A 20,935-nucleotide genomic window follows, 5' to 3' on the forward strand; every position below is an offset into this window, starting at 1 on the left:
TCTTGACAAGACTTACCCGCTCTTTTATCGCAATAAATCCAATTTGTATTTTTCGCCTTTAAGATTTTGAGTCGCTTTTGAGTATGTTTTTTCCTAATAATAATCTCCACATTTACTATTTTCAAAATTGAAAATTAAAGATTTTTATACTTAAACATGGGTATTTTCTGAAACTTTTTGACAAGACTTGCCCGCTTTTTTATCGCAATAAATCCAATCTTTTATTTTTTGCCTTTAAGATTTTGAACCGCTTTTTTGTATGGTTTTTTCCTAAAACGGTTTCAGTATTTAATATTTACTAAAATGAAAACTACGAATTTTTATACTTAAACATGGGTATTTTCTGAAACTTCCTGACAAGACTTACCCGCTTTTTTATCGCATTAAATGTAATCTTTTATTCTTTTCCTTTAAGGTTTTGAGCCGTTTTTGTATATCCATTTTGTCTAATAACGGTTTCAATATTTAATATTCTCTAAAATGAGAATTAAAGATTTTATACTAAAACACCTATATTTTCTGAAACTTCTTGTCAAAAAAGAAAAACAACTTATGATGATTATAAAAATTATTTAAAAAATAATGCCCTTATATTCTATTTAAATTTTAATAATCAATAAGCTACATTTTATTATTAGCTTCATTAATAAGTCTCATATCAGTTATTAGAAGATTGACTTATAAGTAATATTTATTTGACCAAAATTGCATTTTTCTTTAATTTCTTAGCCAATATGGGATTAATGCCTATACCTTCACAAAATATAAAAGCGATGAATTAGAGGCAATGATATGTTATATAACCAGAATCTTGAAAAAGATAACTGTGGATTTGGTTTAATTGCACATATTGAAGGGCAACCAAGTCATAAAGTAGTACGCACTGCAATTCATGGATTAGCAAGAATGCAACATCGTGGCGCAATTTTATCTGACGGTAAAACGGGCGATGGCTGTGGGCTTTTACTACAAAAGCCGGATAGATTTTTTCGATTAGTTGCGCAAGATGCCGGTTGGCGCTTAGCGACAAATTATGCGGTAGGCATGTTATTTCTCAGTCAGGATGAGCAAGAAGCGCAAGCCAGCCGGGAAATTGTAGAACAAGAGTTAGCCGATGAAACCTTATCCATTTTAGGTTGGCGAGAAGTGCCAATCGATAAAAGTGTGTTAGGTGAAATTGCCTTATCTTCACTTCCTAGAATTGAACAAGTCTTTGTTAATGCGCCGGCAGGCTGGACTAAGATTGATCTAGAACGTCGACTGTATATGGTACGTCGTCGTATTGAAAAACGTGTACAAGACGACACCTTTTACGTTTGTAGCTTTTCCAATCAAGTCAATATCTATAAAGGCTTATGTATGCCTAAAGATTTGCCTCGTTTCTATCTGGATTTAGCAGATATTCGTATGGAAACGGCGATTTGTTTATTCCACCAACGGTTTTCCACCAATACTGTGCCACGTTGGCCATTAGCCCAACCATTTAGACATCTGGCACATAATGGCGAAATTAATACCATTGAAGGCAACCGCCAGTGGGCTAAAGCACGTTCTTACAAATTTAAAACTCCGCTGATCCCCGATTTACAAAATGCCGCACCATTTGTCAATGTGACCGGTTCTGACTCAAGCTCACTTGATAATATGTTAGAGCTGTTTTTAGTTGGGGGAATGGATATTGTTAGAGCGATGCGTTTATTGGTACCGCCGGCATGGCAGAATAATCCCGATATGAATGAAGATCTTCGTGCCTTTTTTGATTTCAATTCCATGCATATGGAGCCGTGGGACGGGCCGGCAGGTATTGTGATGTCAGACGGTCGTTATGCAGCGTGTAATTTAGACCGTAACGGACTGCGCCCCGCTCGTTATGTTATCACCACCGATAAACTCATTACCTGCGCTTCTGAAATTGGCATTTGGGATTATCAGCCCGATGAAGTAGTGAGTAAAGGACGAGTTGGACCCGGTGAATTACTGGTTATCGATACTGAAGAAGGCCGCATTTTACAATCTTCTGAAACCGATAACGATTTACAAAAACGACATCCTTATAAAGAGTGGATGGCAAAAAATGTTAAGCAGCTTATCCCTTTTGAAAATTTACCGGATGAGAATATCGGTTCTCGCAGTTACGATGATACGCTCCTAGCCACTTATCAAAAACAGTTTGGTTATAGTGCTGAAGAGATCGACCAATGTATCCGTGTGCTCGGTGAAAATGGGCAAGAAGCAACCGGTTCAATGGGCGACGATACCCCGTTCGCCGTTTTATCGAGTAAACCACGTTTGATCTACGATTACTTCCGACAAAAATTTGCTCAAGTCACCAATCCACCGATTGACCCACTGCGTGAAGCGCACGTAATGTCGCTCTCTACCAGCATCGGTCGAGAGATGAATGTTTTTGCTGAAGCGGAAGGACAAGCACATCGGGTGGCGTTTAAATATCCGGTATTGGTCTACTCCGATTTTCAACAATTAACGGCTTTAGAATCTCGCTACTATAAATCCGAAACACTTGATATCACCTACGAAATTGACGGTAGTTTGCGTGATGCCATTGAGCAGTTATGTGGCGATGCCGAAGCCAAAGTCCGTAACGGTACCGTTTTATTAATCTTATCAGATAAAAATATTGCAGCTGACAGATTACCGATTCCGGCACCAATGGCCGTGGGCGCTGTTCAACAACGATTAGTTGAAAAAAACTTACGCTGTGATGCAAATATTATTGTGGAAACGGCAAGTTGTCGTGATCCGCATCAATTTGCTGTGCTCCTCGGTTTTGGTGCAACGGCAATCTACCCTTACTTAGCTTATGAAACCTTAGCTCATCTGGTCGACAATGGCACTATCAATAAATCTTACCGTGAAGCGATCGTCAATTATCGCAACGGCATTAATAAAGGTTTATATAAAATTATGTCGAAAATGGGCATCTCAACCGTTGCCTCTTATCGCTGTTCCAAACTGTTTGAAGCAGTGGGACTACATCAAGATGTGGTTGAACTGTGTTTTCAAGGGGTAAGTAGCCGTATTAGTGGTGCAAACTTCGATGATTTTGCGCAAGATCAGTTTGAACTATCGAAAAAAGCATGGTTACGCCGTAAACCATTGGAACAAGGTGGCTTGCTTAAATATGTCAATGGTGGCGAGTATCATGCTTATAATCCTGATGTGATCCAATCGCTACAAAAAGCGGTCAACAATGGTAACTATGAAGATTATAAAATTTATGCCGATATCGTCAATAATCGCCCACCGGCAACACTACGGGATTTATTAAAACTCAATCCACCGCAAAATGGTGCAATTGCGCTTGATGAAGTCGAGCCGGAAACGTCACTGTTTCAACGCTTTGACTCAGCAGCAATGTCAATTGGGGCACTAAGTCCGGAAGCGCACGAATCACTTGCCCAGGCAATGAATACCTTAGGCGGATACTCTAATTCCGGCGAAGGGGGCGAAGATCCGGCTCGCTATAACAGCATAAAAGTATCACGCATAAAACAAGTCGCTTCTGGTCGATTTGGTGTCACGCCGGGTTATTTGATGAGTGCCGATGTGATTCAAATCAAAGTCGCACAAGGGGCGAAACCCGGTGAAGGTGGTCAATTACCGGGCGATAAAGTCACGCCTTATATTGCTAAATTACGTTTTTCAGTACCGGGCGTTACGTTGATTTCGCCACCGCCACATCACGACATTTATTCAATCGAAGATTTGGCACAGCTGATATTCGATCTTAAACAGATCAATCCTCAAGCGATGATATCAGTAAAATTAGTCTCAGAGCCGGGCGTTGGCACAATTGCCACCGGTGTTGCTAAAGCTTATGCCGATTTGATTACCATTTCCGGCTACGACGGCGGTACCGGCGCCAGCCCTTTAACATCGGTAAAATATGCCGGTTCACCATGGGAGCTTGGTTTAGTTGAAACCCAACAATCACTTGTTGCCAATGGTTTACGCCACAAAATACGATTACAAGTTGACGGCGGATTAAAAACCGGTACCGACATTGTTAAAGCGGCGATTTTAGGTGCGGAAAGCTTCGGTTTTGGTACCGGCCCAATGGTGGCATTAGGCTGTAAATATCTGCGCATTTGCCACTTAAATAACTGCGCTACCGGCGTTGCCACACAAGATGAAAAATTGCGTCAAGACCACTACCATGGACTACCGGAAAAAGCCATGAACTATTTCCGCTTTCTTGCTCGTAATACAAGGGAAGTCATGGCTGAGCTTGGCGTAAGTCGCATTGTCGATTTAATCGGACGTACAGACTTACTGTTAGAGCTTGACGGCATTACCGCTAAACAACAAAAACTTGATTTATCCGGACTACTTGAAACCGCCACACCACTTGAAGGTAAACCGGTGTACTGTATTGAAGACAACAAACCGTTTGATAAAGGTGTTTTAAATAACGAGATCATCACGCAAGCACAACAGTTTGTTGATAATCGTCAAAGTAAAAACTTCTACTTTGATATTCAAAATACTGACCGTTCTGTCGGCACAAGCCTATCTGGCTATATTGCTAAAAAGTATGGCGATCAAGGTTTAGTTGCCGATCCGATTTCACTGCACTTTAACGGTACCGCCGGACAAAGCTTTGGTGTATGGAATGCCGGCGGGGTCGATTTAACCCTAACCGGTGATGCCAATGACTATGTAGGCAAAGGTATGGCAGGCGGGCGCATTGTTATTCGTCCACCGCAAGGCTCAGCGTTTTTAAGCCACGAAGCGACCATTGCCGGTAATACCTGCTTGTATGGCGCAACCGGCGGTAAATTATTTGCTGCCGGCCGTGCCGGTGAGCGCTTTGCGGTGCGTAACTCAGGCGCAATTAGTGTGGTTGAAGGCATTGGCGATAATGGCTGTGAATATATGACCGGTGGGATTGTTTGCGTACTGGGTAAAACTGGCGTTAACTTCGGTGCCGGTATGACTGGCGGTTTTGCTTATATTTTAGATACCAACGGCGATTTTCATAAACGTATCAACAAAGAGTTGGTTGAAATGTTAAATGTGGCTGATTATTCGATTCATGAAGAGCATCTACGTGGCTTAATAATGGAGCATGCACAATTAACCCACTCTTCACGTGCGGAAGAAATTTTAGCCAACTGGGAAAAGTTTGCTAAACAGTTTGTTTTAGTCAAGCCGAAATCCAGCGATGTAAAAGCCCTGCTCGGTCATCGTAGCCGATCATCTGCTGAACTACGCATTCAAGCACAGTAAGGAGAGCACGAAAATGAGTCAAAATGTTTATCAGTTTATCGATTTACAACGTGTTGATCCGCCAAAAAAATCGTTGAACATTCGTAAAATAGAATTTGTTGAGATTTATGAAGGATTTTCCCCTGCCCAGTCGCAAGCGCAAGCCGATCGTTGCTTAGCTTGTGGTAACCCTTATTGTGAATGGCGTTGTCCGGTACATAACTATATTCCTAACTGGTTAAAGCTGGTTAACGAAGGGAAAATTTTAGAAGCTGTCGAGCTTTCTCACCAAACGAACAGCTTACCGGAAGTTTGCGGTAGGGTTTGCCCGCAAGATCGTTTATGTGAAGGCTCTTGTACATTAAATGCCGAATTTGGCGCCGTGACCATTGGAAGTATCGAACGCTATATTACCGATGAAGCATTTAAAATGGGCTGGAAACCAAACTTATCCAATGTTGAAAAAACCGGCTTAAAAGTGGCGATTATTGGGGCGGGGCCTGCCGGGCTTGCTTGCGCTGATGTGTTAGTCCGTAATGGCATAACGCCGGTGGTGTTTGATCGTCATCCCGAAATTGGAGGCCTGCTAACCTTTGGTATTCCGGCGTTTAAACTCGACAAAGAGGTATTGATTAATCGTCGCCATATTTTCACCGAAATGGGCGTTGAATTCCGTCTTAACACCGAAGTGGGCAAAACGGTGCAACTTGCTGATCTTATCAATGAATTTGATGCGGTGTTTGTTGGTGCCGGGACTTATCAGTCTATGCGAGCTGGGCTAGAAAATGAAGATGCCCATGGCGTATATGATGCCTTACCATTTTTGATCGCTAACACCAAACACATTATGCAGCATCAACAAAGTGATGATACGCCTTATGTTGATATGAAAAATAAACGTGTTGTAGTACTCGGTGGCGGGGATACCGCTATGGACTGCGTTCGCACCTCTATTCGTCAAGGCGCAACTGAAGTCACATGTGCTTATCGTCGGGATGAAGCCAATATGCCCGGCTCTAAACGAGAAGTGAAAAATGCTAAAGAAGAAGGTGTACAGTTCCAATTTAATGTGCAACCGCTTAGCATTGAAATCGACAGTAAAGGGCAAGTGACCGGAGTAAAAATGGTCAGAACGCAATTAGGCGAAGCGGATGCTAAAGGCAGACGATCACCTGTGATAATTGAAGGCTCCGAATTTGTGTTGCCGGCTGATGCGGTGATTATGGCGTTTGGTTTTAAACCGCATGCCATGCCGTGGTTAGCTGAGCACGGGGTCGAGTTCGATGCGCAAGGTCGTGTGATTGCACCGGAAATTAAAGGCTTTCAAACAACTAATCCTAAAATCTTTGCCGGCGGTGATGCGGTAAGAGGATCGGATTTAGTGGTAACCGCTATTAGCGAAGGTCGCAAAGCGGCAGAAGGTATTTTAGATTATTTAGAAGTGTAACTGCGGTTTTAGATTAAATCCAAAAAATAACCCCACTTTCGCAATGTTAGCGGGGTTATTTTCTAGCAAAATCTTTAATTATCTGTGTAAACGATAAGGCTTACCCATCGCAACAAAACTGCGTGCTTTCAACCCATCATTTATCCACGCTTTGATACCTTTAGGATGACAAATCGTTTCAATGTAATAAGCTAAAATTGAGCTTGTCTGTCTATGATAATTTTTTAATCTTAAGCATAAAGGCGCATAAAATGCATCTGCCAATTTTTCAGTAAATGGAATAATCAAAGTATTTTATCACCACTCAAGGTCGCATAGACCAGGTAGCGTCGTTTTTATTGCCGAGATAAAGTGTGTCATTCATTTTCAACTACCCGGCAATAAATACCCATTTTGAAATTTTTAAGTGCTAATCTCACTGAATAGTTTCGTTAAAAACCTTCACTATCACAGTCTACAACGTTATAAATAAACCACATGTGTGCCTTTTTCTGGTTGAAAAGTCGCTTGACCAAATTCATCAAGGAAATAAGCAATATGATCGGTTTTATCACCTAATAAACGTCCTTTAACTTTATTCCACGTTAATAGTGCAATAGTCGAATCAGGCTCACAGCAGATTAACATCGGTTGTTCGAATTCTTGATTCCAATAAAACTGACCGCCATATAATTTATGAGCAGTTAATAATAAATAACAGCCATATTCTTGCGATATCATATCAATTTGTTCTTCTGGTAAGCCAAAGCTTTTATCGGCCATTTCGGCAATAATCATCTCAACAACGGTAATACTTTTTTCGGAATAATCGAGCTGGTTAATACTCCACGTTGGACTATTTAAAACGGCATTTTGTGCCCATGCTTCGATCTCTTGATACAATTCATTTTTTTCAGTCATTTTTATTCACTTCGCTAGATAATTGTTCAGATTGTTTGACAATTTGCCATGCATCTTCCATTTCTTCAAGTGTTGCATCGGCTAAATTGTCCTTTTTATGTTTCAGTAATGCTTCAACTTGTTTAAAACGCCGAATAAATTTGTTATTGGCATTTTGTAAGCATAACTCAGATTTAACTTTTAAATGTCTGGCTAAATTAACGGTGGCAAAAAATAGGTCGCCAAGCTCTTCTTCAATTTTGGATTGATCTTGTGTGGTTTTATTCAATTCCTCTTCCACTTCACAAAGCTCTTCTTTCACTTTATCGATAACTGGTTTTAACTCAACCCAATCAAATCCAACTGATGCACAGCGTTTTTGTATTTTTTCAGCTTTCATTAGCGCCGGAATGGCGTTGGGGATATCATCTAATAGTGAATATTGCGCCCTTTGATCACGTTCTTTTTGCTTTAACTGCTCCCAGTTCGGCTTTTCAGCGGTTTTATCAGCAAAAACATGTGGATGACGGCTGACGAGTTTATCGGCCACTGACGAACAAATATCGTCAAAATTGAACTCGCCTTGATCGCTGGCAAGATCAGCATAAAACACAATTTGAAATAAGAGATCGCCCAGCTCTTTTTTTAGTTCGTCCATGTCTTTTCTATCAATCGCATCTAAAACTTCATAAGTCTCTTCGAGAGTATAAGACTTTAATGAATCAAAAGTTTGCTTGCTATCCCATGAACACCCTTTAATCGGGTCACGTAACTGTTTGGTAATCGCCTGTAAGCGCTTAAGTTGGTTCACTGGTTTTCTCTTAATAGTTTAGATTGGTCATTGAAAAATAAGTGTAACACAACTTGACCATTTTTACTGTCTACTGGCACTTTCAGCTTTAATTTTGTTTTTTAAAGCCTGTTTTTGTTAAAAAACAAGCATAAAAACGGTTAAAAACTGTTAAAAAATATAACTTGTAGCAGATAAACACCAATTAAGTATATAATGTTCACATAACAAATTAACTTAATTACATTTAATGAATAATTTACGCGAACTGACATTGAGAGGTACAATTCTTGGTGCCCTTATTACAATTATATTTACCGCATCAAATGTTTACCTTGGCTTAAAAGTGGGGTTAACTTTTTCTTCCGCTATCCCAGCCGCGGTGATTTCCATGGCGGTATTAAGGCTATTTTCCGGCTCAACCATATTAGAAAACAATATGGTACAGACTCAAGCATCGGCAGCCGGTACACTTTCCTCGATTATTTTTGTTTTACCCGGATTGTTAATGATCGGCTATTGGCAAGATTTCCCGTTTTGGCTCACTTTTGCTATCTGTGCCGCCGGGGGGATGCTTGGAGTACTATTTTCAATTCCACTACGCCATATTATGGTGGTAAAAAGCACCTTACCTTATCCGGAAGGGGTTGCCGCTGCGGAGATATTAAAAGCAGGCTCAAAAACTGAGGGTGATGATTCCAATGCCGGATTGAAAGATATTTTAGTTGGTGGCGTTATTGCCTCTGGTGTAAGTCTGTTTACTAACGGTTTTCGGGTTTTGTCAGAAAGCGCCTCTTATTGGTTTACTGGCGGTAAATCAATCTTCCAATTACCGATGGGCTTTTCATTAGCTTTACTCAGTGCCGGTTATTTGATTGGTATTATTTCTGGTATTGCCGTGTTAATCGGCACCATTATCGGCTGGGTGTTTGGCATTCCTATTTTAAGCGCAATTACCGACTATGACACCAGCGAATCATTAGCTAATGTGGCTATGGGGCTTTGGGCTAAAGATATTCGTTTTATCGGCGCCGGCACCATTGCAATTGCTGCAATTTGGACACTACTGACGTTAATCAAACCCGTGATTGAAGGATTAAAAATCTCATTTAGAACATTACGTGCCGATGTTTCGGTTGATGATATTGCACCAACCGAACGTGACTTATCACCAAAAGCGATTTTTTCGATTATGGCTGGTATGGTTGTTATCTTAGTCGCCACTTTTTATGCGTTTATTTCCGACAGTGGCTTATCCGCTGGTGTTGCTTGGATGTTAGTTATTTGCGCTGTGTTATTTGCATTTATTATGGGCTTTCTTGTTGCGGCGGCGTGTGGCTATATGGCAGGTTTAGTCGGCTCTTCAGCAAGCCCAATGTCCGGCATTGCCATTGTTGCTGCAATTGCCATATCACTTATTTTATTGGTAATTGGGCAAGCCAATGATTTGTTATCTACCCCTGAAGGGACTAATTTTGCAACCGCATTAGCGCTATTTACTACCAGCACAGTTTTAGCCGTTGCCTGCATCTCAAACGATAATTTGCAAGATTTAAAAACCGGTTATTTAGTCAATGCAACACCATGGAAACAACAAGTCGCACTTTTAATTGGTTGTGTTGTTGGTGCCATTGTTATCGCACCTATTCTTGAAATTTTATATAACGCTTATGGATTCACCGGCGCCTTACCTAGGGCAGATATGGATCAATCTCAAGTATTAGCGGCGCCTCAAGCGACACTAATGACCACCATTGCCAAAGGGATATTTTCTCATCAGCTTGATTGGACAATGATTTTAATTGGCTTAGCGGTTGGATCAATCATTATTATTATCGATTTAATTTTAGCTAAGAACCAATCTAAGTTTCGCTTGCCGGCATTGGCTGTTGGTTTAGGGATCTACTTACCACCAACCATTACCACTCCGATTTTTATTGGTACACTACTTTCGTGGATAATTAAGCGTAAAGCTTATGCTAAAGCCAAAAAAGCGAACCTAGATCCGGAAGAACAATTTAAAAACGTCGATCGCAAAGCGGCATTAATTGCATCGGGGTTAATTGTCGGTGAAAGTTTAGTTGGGGTATTGCTAGCTATCGTTATCGTGATTAGCATTACCAGTGGCGGTAGTGATGCGCCGCTTGCAATATCAGCCGATCTAGGGCTATTACCACAATACTTAGGCTTAGCGGTGTTTGTGATTATCTGTTTATATTTTATTCGTCGGGCACTGACTGCGATTAAAAAATCCTAATACTGCGTAAGCAAAAAATGAAGCCCTTTAACTTAAAGGGCTTTTTTATTAGCACAATGTTTTACCGATTTTTAAGGTTAATGCAATATTTTTCGAGGTGTGATAAAGATTAGCTTCGGCGACTTTTCGATCCAGTGCTTGAGATAAACTCGACACTTGACTAAGAATACTAAACATAGCAGTTATGCCATAAGGATAGACCGCCTCAGCCTTATCGCCTAAACTGCCAACAATAGCAATAACCGGTTTATTATACTTTTTGGCGATATTTGCCACCCCAACCGGGACTTTACCGTTGACACTCTGATAATCTAATCGGCCTTCACCGGTCACCACTAAATCGGCTTGTTCAATTAAGCTATCTAAATTAAGTAATTCGGTAATAATTTCAATGCCCGGCCTCAATTTTGCTTGCATAAATGCCAATAATGCCGCGCCCATTCCGCCCGCCGCTCCGGTACCGGGAACGGTCTCTATGTCGATATTAAAGCAACCTTTAATCAGACTGGCAAAGTGTTTAAGATTTGCATCAAGTAATTGAATATCTTGCGGTGTTGCCCCTTTTTGTGGACCAAAAATAGCCGATGCGCCATTTTCACCGGTAAGTGGATTGGTGACATCACAAGCGACTTCAAATTCACATTGCTTTATTCTCTCATCCATTTGGCTGATATCGATACTATCAAGAGCACTGAGCGAAACGCCACCAAAACCAATTTGGTGACCAAATTTATCTAACAGTTTGACACCTAATGCTTGTAGCATCCCTGCCCCACCGTCATTGGTTGCACTGCCGCCAATACCGATGATAAATTTTTTACAACCCCGATCTAAGGCATCTTTGATAAGTTCGCCTGTACCATACGAGGTGGTAATTTTAGCATCTCGCCGTTCAAACGGAACACGTTCAAGCCCGCTGGCGGTCGCCATTTCGATAATGGCAGTTTGTCCGTCTTGTGATATGCCATAAAAAGCATGTCCCGGCTCGCCTAACGGGTCAGTTACTGTGACTGTCACTTTATGTCCTTTTAATGCATCAACCATTGCATTAACGGTACCTTCTCCGCCGTCAGCGACAGGTAATAACGAGTATGTTGCATCAGGGTAAACCTGTAAAAATCCCGCTTTTATTGTCTTAGCAACATCTATGGCACTCAGACTTTCTTTAAAAGTATCAGGCGCAATGACAATGTTCATAAATATCCTTTTGGAATTGGTCAAGGTGATTGAGTATGTTGCCATACTCAATATTGACATAAATTACTTAATTTCGATTTTCGCTAAAGCTTCATAATAACGAGCAAGGGCACTATGGTCACTTTCGCCCATACCGTCGGTTTTCAGTGCTTGCATCATCTCCATAACAATTGCTGTTAACGGTAATGAAGTCCCCACCCCATGAGAGGTATCTAAAGCATTTTGCAGATCTTTGATATGGAGATCGATTTTAAAGCCCGGTTTAAAATTGCGTTCTAACACCATTGGCGCTTTGGCATCTAACACCGTACTACCGGCAAGTCCGCCCCGTATTGCTTGATATACGAGTTGCGGGTTAACCCCAGCTTTCGTGGCTAAAACCAATGCTTCTGACATGGCAGCAATGTTGAGTGCTACGATGACTTGATTAGCAAGCTTAGTCACATTACCTGCGCCAATTTCACCGGTATAAACCACTGAGCCAGCCATAGCTTTCATTAAATCATAATGTTTATCAAATACCGCTTTATCCCCACCAACCATGACAGATAAGGTGCCGTCTATCGCTTTAGGCTCGCCACCGCTCACTGGCGCATCTAACATCACTAAGCCTTTTTTAACGACTTCATCATGAATTTCCCGGCTGGCTAATGGCGCAATCGAGCTCATATCAATAATGGTTGTGCCGGCTTTGGCGCCTTCAACAATCCCATTTTCACCTAAGACAACCTCTTTCACATGCGGTGAATTAGGTAACATAGTAATAATCACATCACATTGTTGAGCAACCTGTTTTGCGTTGGTGGCACTTTGTGCACCCGCTTTGATAAGTTCATCAACTGAAGCTTGATTTTTATCGCAAACGACCAGTGAATAACCTGCTTTTAGCAAGTTTTTGCTCATCGGTTTACCCATTATTCCTAAACCAATAAAACCAATTTTCATTTTACTCTCCTTTATTACGCTTATAGTAATGGCTGTTATTTTAGAAATTTATCGGCTAATGATTGCGTTGCCATTCTTAGCAAGCCCAGATCATTGCCGACGGCAACAAACGTTGCCCCCATTTCGATATAATGATGTGCGTCAGCTTCTATCGGGGCTAATATGCCACAAGCTTTCCCTTGTTTTTTTGCTTCATCAAATACCTGTTTGATCGCCGCTTGCACCTGTGGATGTTTTGGATTGCCAAAATGCCCTAACGAGGCAGAAAGATCGCTCGGGCCAACAAAAATACCGTCGACGCCGTCAACTGCGGTAATTTGAGCAACGTTATCCACCGCTTGTTGGGTTTCAACTTGAACGATCACACAAATATTTTGATTAATCTTTTCAAAGTAATCCGGTATTGTGCCAAACGCATTACTACGATGTGAAACCGACACTCCCCTTAAACCTTCAGGAGGATAGCGGGTATAAGAGACCGCTTGTTTTGCTTGCAAAGCCGTCTCGACATACGGAATTAAGAAGTTATAAAAACCAACATCAAGCAGGCGTTTAATCAGTACTTGATCATTCCAGGCCGGTCGTACAATTGGCACGCTCGGGCTATCTTTTAAGGCCATTAATTGCGGGACAAACGACACCACATCATTAATGGCATGCTCGCCGTCCAGCAGTAACCAATCAAAACCGGCTAAGCCCAATATTTCTGTTGAGATCGGACTACCTAATGCAGCCCAACAACCAATCAATTTTTTTCTTGCCAACATGTCTTGTTTAAATTGATTGTGACAAGTGAGTTTTTTCATGCAATTACCTCAATTTTTATCTATTTTTAATCATCCATGCCAACTATCTGACCAAACAGGGTTTCTTATTGTCGAATTGCCAGTTAGGGATGAGATATTGCATAGCTACGGCATCATTACGATTGCCCAGCCCCATGCTTTTAAATAGCTCGTGGGCTTTGAGAACTTGATCGATATCAACCTCAATACCTAAACCCGGTTTTTCCGGTACTTTGATTTTTCCATTGACAATTTGTAATGGCTCTTTGGTTAAACGCTGATTACCTTCTTGCCAGATCCAATGTGTATCTAACGCAGTTGGTTCACCCGGCGCCGCTGCACCAACATGGGTAAACATGGCAAGCGAAATATCAAAATGATTATTGGAGTGTGAGCCCCACGTTAAGCCAAACTCATGGCACAGTTGCGCAACCCTTACTGAGCCGTTCATTGTCCAAAAATGCGGATCTGCAAGTGGGATATCGACCGATTGTAACGATAAAGTGTGTCCCATTTGACGCCAGTCAGTTGCAATCATGTTGGTTGCTGTTGGCAAACCTGTCGCACGGCGAAATTCAGCCATAATTTCTCGCCCAGAGTAGCCTTGTTCTGCGCCACACGGATCTTCTGCATAGGTCAAGGTATCTTTTAAGTATTTGCCGATTTGTATCGCTTCATCTAATAACCACCCGCCATTTGGGTCGAGTGTTACGCGTGCTTCAGGGAATTTTTGCTTAATGGCAATCACGGCTTCGGCTTCATCTTGCGCAGATAGCACACCGCCTTTTAATTTAAAATCACAAAAGCCATATTTTTCATAAGTTGCCTGCGCTAAACGGGCAATTTTGTCTGGGGTTAAGGCTTCTTCATGTCGCAGGCGATACCAATCGCACTGCTCATTGGGTTGGCTTTGATAAGGTAAATCGGTTTTTTGCCTATCGCCGATATAAAACAGATAGCCAAGCATTTTCACTTCATCACGTTGCTGTCCTTCGCCTAAAAGCGAAGCAACGGTAACGCCTAGATGCTTGCCTAGCAGGTCTAACATTGCCGCTTCAATCGCTGTCACCACATGAATGGTTGAGCGCTGGTCGAATGTTTGATTACCTCGCCCACCGACATCACGGTCAGCAAATGCCGTTCGGACACGATTCATAACATTTTTATATTGGGCAATCGATTGTCCCACAACCAGCGGTTTGGCATCTTCAAGGGTTTGAGTAACTCGGCCTACGCAAGGAACTTCCCCGACGCCAATGTTACCGGAATTATCTTTAAGAATAACGATATTACGGGTGAAGTAAGGGGCGTGTGCTCCACTTAAATTCAGTAACATGCTGTCATAACCGGCCACCGGATAGACATGCATTTGCGTAATAATCGGCGTTGATGAACTCATAGTTTTTACCTCTTTTATTTCTCAATTTCTTTAAATCTGTTTTAACGAACCATGCATGGGCGCTTGCGGTCAAATTGCCAATTTTCAATGAGATATTGCATGGCAATGGCATCATTACGTGCCCCATTTGGTAATTTTTTATAAAGCTCATGTGCGCAATTGACTTGCTCCATATCCAATTCAATCCCAAGACCGGGCTTGTCGTGTAATTTGATCTTGCCATGGCGAATTTGCAGCGGGTCTTGCGTTAAACGGGCTTGACCTTCTTGCCATATCCAATGGGTATCAAGTGCAGTTGGATTACCGGGCGCAGAGGCACCGACATGGCTAAACATTGCCAGTGAAATATCAAAATGGTTATTCGAATGGCACCCCCAAGTCAGCCCCCATTCATGACAAAGTTGTGCGACACGACTGGCGCCGGTTAATGTCCAAAAATGGGGATCGGCTAGCGGTATATCGACCGCTTGCAACATAATGGAATGGCACAGTTCACGCCAGTTGGTTGCAACCATATTGGTGGCAGTTGGTATACCGGTTGCCCGACGAAATTCAGCCATAACTTCACGCCCGCAATAGCCATGTTCAGCGCCACAAGGGTCTTCGGCATAAGTCAGCACATTATTAAGCCCTTTACAAAGTTTAATGGCATCATCTAACCACCAACCACCGTTTGGATCTAAGGTAATGCGTGCATCGGGAAACTGCTTTTTAAGTTCTATGACTGTTTCAATTTCTTGTTCACCCGCTAACACTCCACCTTTCATTTTGAAGTCTTTAAAGCCGTAGCGATCTTGTGCCGCTTGCGCCAGCTCAACCACTGACTCAGTTGTCATAGCTTGCCGCCGGCGAATGTTGTACCATGGATGGCCTTTCGTTGCGGGTTGGTCATAATCGAGATCGGTCTTGTTGGCATCACCGATATAAAACAGGTAGCCAAGCACGGTAACTTCATCTCGCTGTTTACCTGCTCCAAGTAATTCAGCAACCGGTACATTTAAAAATTGCCCCATTAAATCGAGTAATGCCGATTCGAGTGCCGCTACGGCATTGACCCGTAATTCAAATGTCCATGCACCTTTACCAAAAGAGTCATAATCATCATCAAGGTAGCCTTGATGCATATCATTAACAATTCGATTAAGGATAGAAATAGGTTGCCCTTCGACATGTGCAATAGCTTGTTTCAGAGCGTTTTCAATCGTCACTCCGCCGGGTGCTTCCCCTAAACCGATATGGCCGCTATTGTCCTTCAAAATAACGATATTTCGGGTAAAATAGGGGCTATGTGCACCACCAATATTCATCAGCATGCTGTCATACCCAGCCACCGGAATAACTTGCATGGAGGTAATCACTGGCACTGATTGCGTATTCATATTCGATCTCTCCTAGGTAGTTAATTCAATAAGCACGTTGTCGTTAAGGTTTTTTCTTCAGTTCCATACGTTTAATCGGGCCAACAAGCACCAAATAACTAAACGCTGCAACAAAAGCATGACCGGCGACAAACACTAGCGCCCATTCAAATCGACCTGTCCATGCCACGATATAACCGATAATAATTGGTGAGATGATGCTTGATGCATTACCGAACATGTTAAATAATCCGCCAGCCAGTCCACTCATCTCTTTTGGTGCGGTATCGGCCATTACTGCCCAACCGAGTGCACCGACGCCTTTACCAAAGAAAGCCATGGACATAAATAAAATGACTAATCCAATTGAATCGACGTAGTTACATAAAATCATGGTCATTGAAAACAACATACCTAAAATGATTGGTGTTTTACGGGCAATAGAGAGCGATCCGGTTTTTCGCATCAGAAAATCGGAGAACACGCCACCACTGATACCACCAATAAATCCACAAATAGCCGGAATCGCAGCGGCAAAACCAACTTCTTTAATATTCATTCCTCGTTGGGTGGCAAGATAGATAGGAAACCAAGTAATAAAGAAAAACGTTAAACAGTTAATACAATACTGACCAAGGTAGACGCCTAATAACATTCGATTCGTTAAAAGTTGGGTAAGATAAGCTAATTTTGGTCCCTCTTTTTTCGTCTGGCTTTTTTTCTGATCCATATCGACCAATGCCCCGCCATCGACGATATAATCAACTTCGGCTTGATTTGCCCATGGATGATCTTTAGGGTTGTGAATTACAAAGAGTGTCACCACGCTAATTAGTACACCTAAGCCACCCATAAAGAAAAACACCGATTGCCAACCATATTCATGGGTTAACCAGCCCATAATGGGCGCAAATATTACCGTAGCAAAATATTGTGCAGAATTGAAAATAGCGACCGCAGTGGCTCTTTCTTTAGCCGGAAACCAAGCGGCGGTAATTCGGCTATTGCCGGGGAATGACGGCGCTTCAGCAAGTCCCATTAAGAAACGGAACGTAAAGAGCATAATTAACGCCCAAGCCCCGATAAAAAAATGTACGGTGCCTTGTAATAAAGTAAAAATAGACCAAAATAAAATACTGCAAAAATAGACACGTTTTGAACCAAATCTATCTAATAACCAGCCTCCCGGTAACTGCCCGATGACATAGGCGATACCGAACGACGACATAACCCAGCCCATGGCTGCGGCATCAAAACCCAATTCGCCTGACATTGCTTTGCCGGCAATACCTAAGGTCGCCCTGTCACCATAATTGATAGCAGTGACAATGAATAAAAAAATGACTGTTAACCACCGAGTATTAGTCCTTTTTTGTTTTGCTGTGTTTATTTCCATGTTTAGCCCCTACACTGATAATGAAATGTTGATCTTGAATTTTTTACAGATGTTGCTGAGTAGAAAATAAATAGATTTTGAGTCTGTCTAAGTAATCCACTATTAGCGTTAAGTATGGATAGTTAAGATGAAAATTTCATTGGCAAAACCAACAAAATAACAGGCGGAAATTGATTTATTTATGTGCAGATGAACAAACAAATGTTATGTCCTTCACAAAATTTTTGGCAGTAGGGGAATTTTTGTGACCTATCACACATTTTTATGTTGATAGTGACAAATTTAAACGGAATTAAGCACGAAAAATTGTGAACATTCACAATGCTATTTGTCTATTTCAGATTTAAGATATGTCTAATCAGATAAGAAACTGTGACTGATAATAATAAATTAAAAGATAGGCGTTGAATGGGAGTTAAGCAATGGAGCATCACAATAACAAGCCGCTTTATATCAAAATCAAAGAATCGGACAATGTCGCTATTATCGTTAATGATAATGGATTGCCAAAAGGTACGGTATTTGCTGACGGGTTAACATTGATTGAGGATATTCCTCAAGGTCATAAAGTGGCGTTGAATGATATCAATCAAGGGCAAGCGATTATTCGCTACGGTGAAGTGATTGGCTATGCAAAGGTGGAGATTAAAAAAGGAGCTTGGATCAATGAATCTGTCACGCAAATGCCAACTGCCCCCATGCTACACGAGCTTCCCATTGCCACTAAAAAAGCGCCGGTATTGCCCCCCTTAGACGGTTACACTTTTGAAGGCTATCGCAATAAAGATGGATCGGTCGGCACCCGCAATATATTAGGGATCACAATGAGTGTGAATTGTGTTTCTGGCGTTGTGGAGTACGTTTGTAAAATTATCGAACGTGACCTGTTACCTAAATATCCAAATGTCGATGGCGTTGTGGCGTTAACGCATCTTTATGGTTGCGGTGTGGCAATTGATGCGCCGGCGGCTATCGTGCCGATTCGTTCGATTCATAATCTAGCCAAAAATCCTAATTTTGGTGGTGAAATTATGGTTGTCAGTTTAGGTTGTGAAAAACTGCAACCGGCAAGGTTATTAAAAGGCACCGAAGATACTATCCCGATCAGAATCGAAGATGATGATCTGGTTACACTGCAAGACGAGCATGGATTTAAAGCCATGGTTGACCATATTTTAATGGTGGCTGAAAAACATCTGCAAAAATTAAATCTTCGAAAAAGAGAGACCGTGCCGGCATCTGAATTAGTGGTCGGTATGCAGTGTGGCGGCAGTGATGCTTTTTCCGGGGTAACCTCGAATCCGTCAGTCGGTTATGCTTCTGATCTATTAGTCAGATGTGGGGCGACGGTGATGTTTTCGGAAGTAACCGAAGTGCGTGACGGTATTCACTTACTTACGCCTAGAGCGGCTGATGAGGCGGTTGGTAAAGCGCTGATTCGTGAAATGCAGTGGTATGATCAATATTTAGCCGCAGGAAAAGTTGACCGCAGTGCCAACACCACACCGGGCAATAAAAAAGGCGGATTAAATAATATTGTCGAAAAAGCAATGGGATCGATTGCTAAGTCGGGCACCAGCCCTATTGTGGAAGTGTTATCGCCCGGACAACGCCCAACCAAAAAAGGATTAATTTTTGCTGCAACGCCAGCAAGTGATTTTGTTTGTGGTTCGCAACAAGTTGCCTCCGGCATCACGTTACAAGTTTTTACTACTGGTCGAGGAACGCCTTACGGTTTGGCTATGGTACCAGTGATAAAAATGTCCAGCCGTAATATTGTTGCCGAACAGTGGTTTGATTTAATTGATATTAGTGCCGGCGATATTGCGCTTGGTAAAGCAACGATTGAAGATATTGGCTGGCGTTTATTTCATTTAATTTTAGATGTGGCAAGTGGGCGAAAGAAACCATGGTCAGATCATTGGAAATTATACAACCCATTAGCCATTTTTAATCCGGCACCTATCACGTAATAGTTCGATAATCCCGTTAATTAATCGCTTAAATGTTATATTGTTCTTATTGAATATCGGTAAGAACAATAAGCCACTCTTAGGCATGTTTGTCTAATTGTAAGCCAATATACAAAAGCAATCGGTCATCAAATTTTGCTAAATTTAATTGGGTAAGCTTAGCAATTTTATTTAGCCGATACTCTAATGTATTACGATGAATAAACAGCTCTTTGGCGGTGTCGCTATTTTGAACGTTGTTTTTAAACCACGTCTGTAACGTTTTTTGTAATACCCCATTATTATCGCCCATTTTGAGTTTTTTCAGCGGTAGTAATAACTCCTCAGCTTGCCAATCGTAACTTAATCCATGTAAAAGTACCGGTAAAATTAGCTCTTGATAGTAGTAGTTACGCACATTAGGCATTCTTTGTTTACCTATCAGCATGGTGGTTTTTGCTGTTTGATAAGATTTTACCAGAGGGCAAAGATGCTGTTCAAAGTAATTACCCAGCGAAATTCGAATATCTAATTGAGTTATGTTTTTAATGGTAATAATGAGTTGCTCAAGTTTTTTCTTGTGTTCGGATAAATCCCAACGACCATATCGATTCAGTGCCGGAATTAAAATCACTAATTCAGTAATCGATTTAATCGCTACTAAGTTATTATTACTTAATAGCTGTATTTGGGTTTGCAGATTCTGTAATTCACTCATCGCCGTATCAATACCCAATTGTCCACTATCCACTTCAATCATACCGACAACTCTGGGTAGATTGAGATCAATATCGAGCCGTTTGACCCATTGAATCATACTATCGGGTAAGATCTCTTTTTCAATAAGGGTAAGAATCAGCTCTTCTTTTAAGCGATTATCATAGGAAAGTTCTTGCAGTAATTGAGTTTGCTCCATCATCATTTCAGCAGACATACAAACAAGTTCACCAAATTGGCGTATATCGGACGGCTCACCGGTTAGCCCTATCACGCCAACGATTCGATCGTTGAGTTTCAACGGTAAGTTAATACCCGGTTTAACACCTTGTAAGCTTTTAACTGTGTTACTGTCAATTGATACGGTGCGTTTTTGCGATATCGCTAACATCGCTCCTTCATGTAGTTCGCCAATACGCTCTAAATCCCCACTACCAATAATACATCCGTTAGCATCCATAACATTGATATTACAATCAATAATCTTCATGGTTCTATCAACAATCTGTTGAGCAATTTTTGGGGTGAGGCTATAAGGACTCATCGCCATTTTAGATATCCTATTTTGATTTTGCATAACTCTC

The 20,935-nt window shown here is 41.6% G+C and carries 14 protein-coding genes; 4 read left to right on the forward strand and 10 right to left on the reverse strand.

Annotated elements, in window-relative coordinates; all coding sequences use genetic code 11:
* The first annotated feature begins 792 nt into the window (after positions 1 to 792).
* A complete protein-coding gene (gene gltB / locus J3U42_RS03995; RefSeq protein ID WP_267335635.1) occupies positions 793 to 5,250 on the forward strand; it encodes a glutamate synthase large subunit in 4,458 nt (1,485 codons plus the stop codon).
* 13 nt (positions 5,251 to 5,263) lie between these two features.
* Positions 5,264 to 6,676: an FAD-dependent oxidoreductase gene (locus J3U42_RS04000; RefSeq protein ID WP_220218855.1), complete on the forward strand. Its 1,413-nt coding sequence runs from the start codon at positions 5,264 to 5,266 to the stop codon at positions 6,674 to 6,676.
* Positions 6,677 to 6,754: 78 nt separating this feature from the next.
* Here the strand turns inward: J3U42_RS04000 and J3U42_RS04005 are convergent, their stop codons facing one another.
* The 3 genes from J3U42_RS04005 to mazG all read right to left on the reverse strand — a co-directional run bounded on the left by J3U42_RS04005 (position 6,755) and on the right by mazG (position 8,366).
* The gene (locus tag J3U42_RS04005; RefSeq protein ID WP_267335637.1) at positions 6,755 to 6,964 is read right to left on the reverse strand and encodes a hypothetical protein; all 210 of its coding nucleotides are present in this window, start codon (positions 6,962 to 6,964) and stop codon (positions 6,755 to 6,757) included.
* A gap of 174 nt (positions 6,965 to 7,138) precedes the next feature.
* Positions 7,139 to 7,576 (reverse strand): hypothetical protein, encoded by a 438-nt coding sequence (locus J3U42_RS04010; RefSeq protein WP_267335639.1) that lies wholly within the window; start codon positions 7,574 to 7,576, stop codon positions 7,139 to 7,141.
* Entirely contained in the window at positions 7,569 to 8,366 is a 798-nt protein-coding gene (mazG, locus tag J3U42_RS04015) for a nucleoside triphosphate pyrophosphohydrolase (protein ID WP_267335640.1), read from the reverse strand. The genes J3U42_RS04010 and mazG overlap by 8 nt, the downstream gene beginning before the upstream one ends.
* Before the next feature lie 229 nt (positions 8,367 to 8,595).
* Between mazG and J3U42_RS04020 the strand changes: the two genes are divergently transcribed.
* Positions 8,596 to 10,602: an OPT family oligopeptide transporter gene (locus J3U42_RS04020; protein ID WP_267335642.1), complete on the forward strand. Its 2,007-nt coding sequence runs from the start codon at positions 8,596 to 8,598 to the stop codon at positions 10,600 to 10,602.
* 48 nt (positions 10,603 to 10,650) lie between these two features.
* Here J3U42_RS04020 and J3U42_RS04025 read toward each other — a convergent pair whose 3' ends face one another.
* The 6 genes from J3U42_RS04025 to J3U42_RS04050 all read right to left on the reverse strand — a co-directional run bounded on the left by J3U42_RS04025 (position 10,651) and on the right by J3U42_RS04050 (position 17,682).
* Positions 10,651 to 11,799 (reverse strand): glycerate kinase, encoded by a 1,149-nt coding sequence (locus J3U42_RS04025; RefSeq protein ID WP_267335644.1) that lies wholly within the window; start codon positions 11,797 to 11,799, stop codon positions 10,651 to 10,653.
* Positions 11,800 to 11,862: 63 nt separating this feature from the next.
* Positions 11,863 to 12,744 carry a 2-hydroxy-3-oxopropionate reductase gene (garR, locus tag J3U42_RS04030; protein WP_220218850.1) on the reverse strand — a complete coding sequence of 294 codons (882 nt, stop codon included), beginning with the start codon at positions 12,742 to 12,744 and terminating at the stop codon, positions 11,863 to 11,865.
* A gap of 35 nt (positions 12,745 to 12,779) precedes the next feature.
* A complete protein-coding gene (gene garL / locus J3U42_RS04035) occupies positions 12,780 to 13,550 on the reverse strand; it encodes a 2-dehydro-3-deoxyglucarate aldolase (protein ID WP_220218849.1) in 771 nt (256 codons plus the stop codon).
* A 43-nt stretch (positions 13,551 to 13,593) separates the two neighbouring features.
* On the reverse strand, positions 13,594 to 14,928 hold the full coding sequence (gene gudD / locus J3U42_RS04040; protein ID WP_267329398.1) for a glucarate dehydratase: 1,335 nt from the start codon (positions 14,926 to 14,928) through the stop codon (positions 13,594 to 13,596).
* Positions 14,929 to 14,969: 41 nt separating this feature from the next.
* Positions 14,970 to 16,307, reverse strand: coding sequence for an enolase C-terminal domain-like protein (locus J3U42_RS04045; RefSeq protein ID WP_267335646.1), 1,338 nt, complete (start codon positions 16,305 to 16,307; stop codon positions 14,970 to 14,972).
* 43 nt (positions 16,308 to 16,350) lie between these two features.
* The gene (locus J3U42_RS04050; RefSeq protein ID WP_220218846.1) at positions 16,351 to 17,682 is read right to left on the reverse strand and encodes an MFS transporter; all 1,332 of its coding nucleotides are present in this window, start codon (positions 17,680 to 17,682) and stop codon (positions 16,351 to 16,353) included.
* A gap of 422 nt (positions 17,683 to 18,104) precedes the next feature.
* On the opposite strand from J3U42_RS04050, the gene garD reads away from it, so the two are divergent.
* A complete protein-coding gene (gene garD / locus J3U42_RS04055) occupies positions 18,105 to 19,655 on the forward strand; it encodes a galactarate dehydratase (protein ID WP_267335648.1) in 1,551 nt (516 codons plus the stop codon).
* 79 nt (positions 19,656 to 19,734) lie between these two features.
* Here the strand turns inward: garD and J3U42_RS04060 are convergent, their stop codons facing one another.
* Positions 19,735 to 20,895 (reverse strand): sugar diacid recognition domain-containing protein, encoded by a 1,161-nt coding sequence (locus J3U42_RS04060; protein ID WP_267329425.1) that lies wholly within the window; start codon positions 20,893 to 20,895, stop codon positions 19,735 to 19,737.
* Positions 20,896 to 20,935: the final 40 nt, after the last annotated feature.

Source organism: Gilliamella sp. B2923 (assembly GCF_026536565.1).
Lineage (GTDB): Bacteria > Pseudomonadota > Gammaproteobacteria > Enterobacterales > Orbaceae > Gilliamella.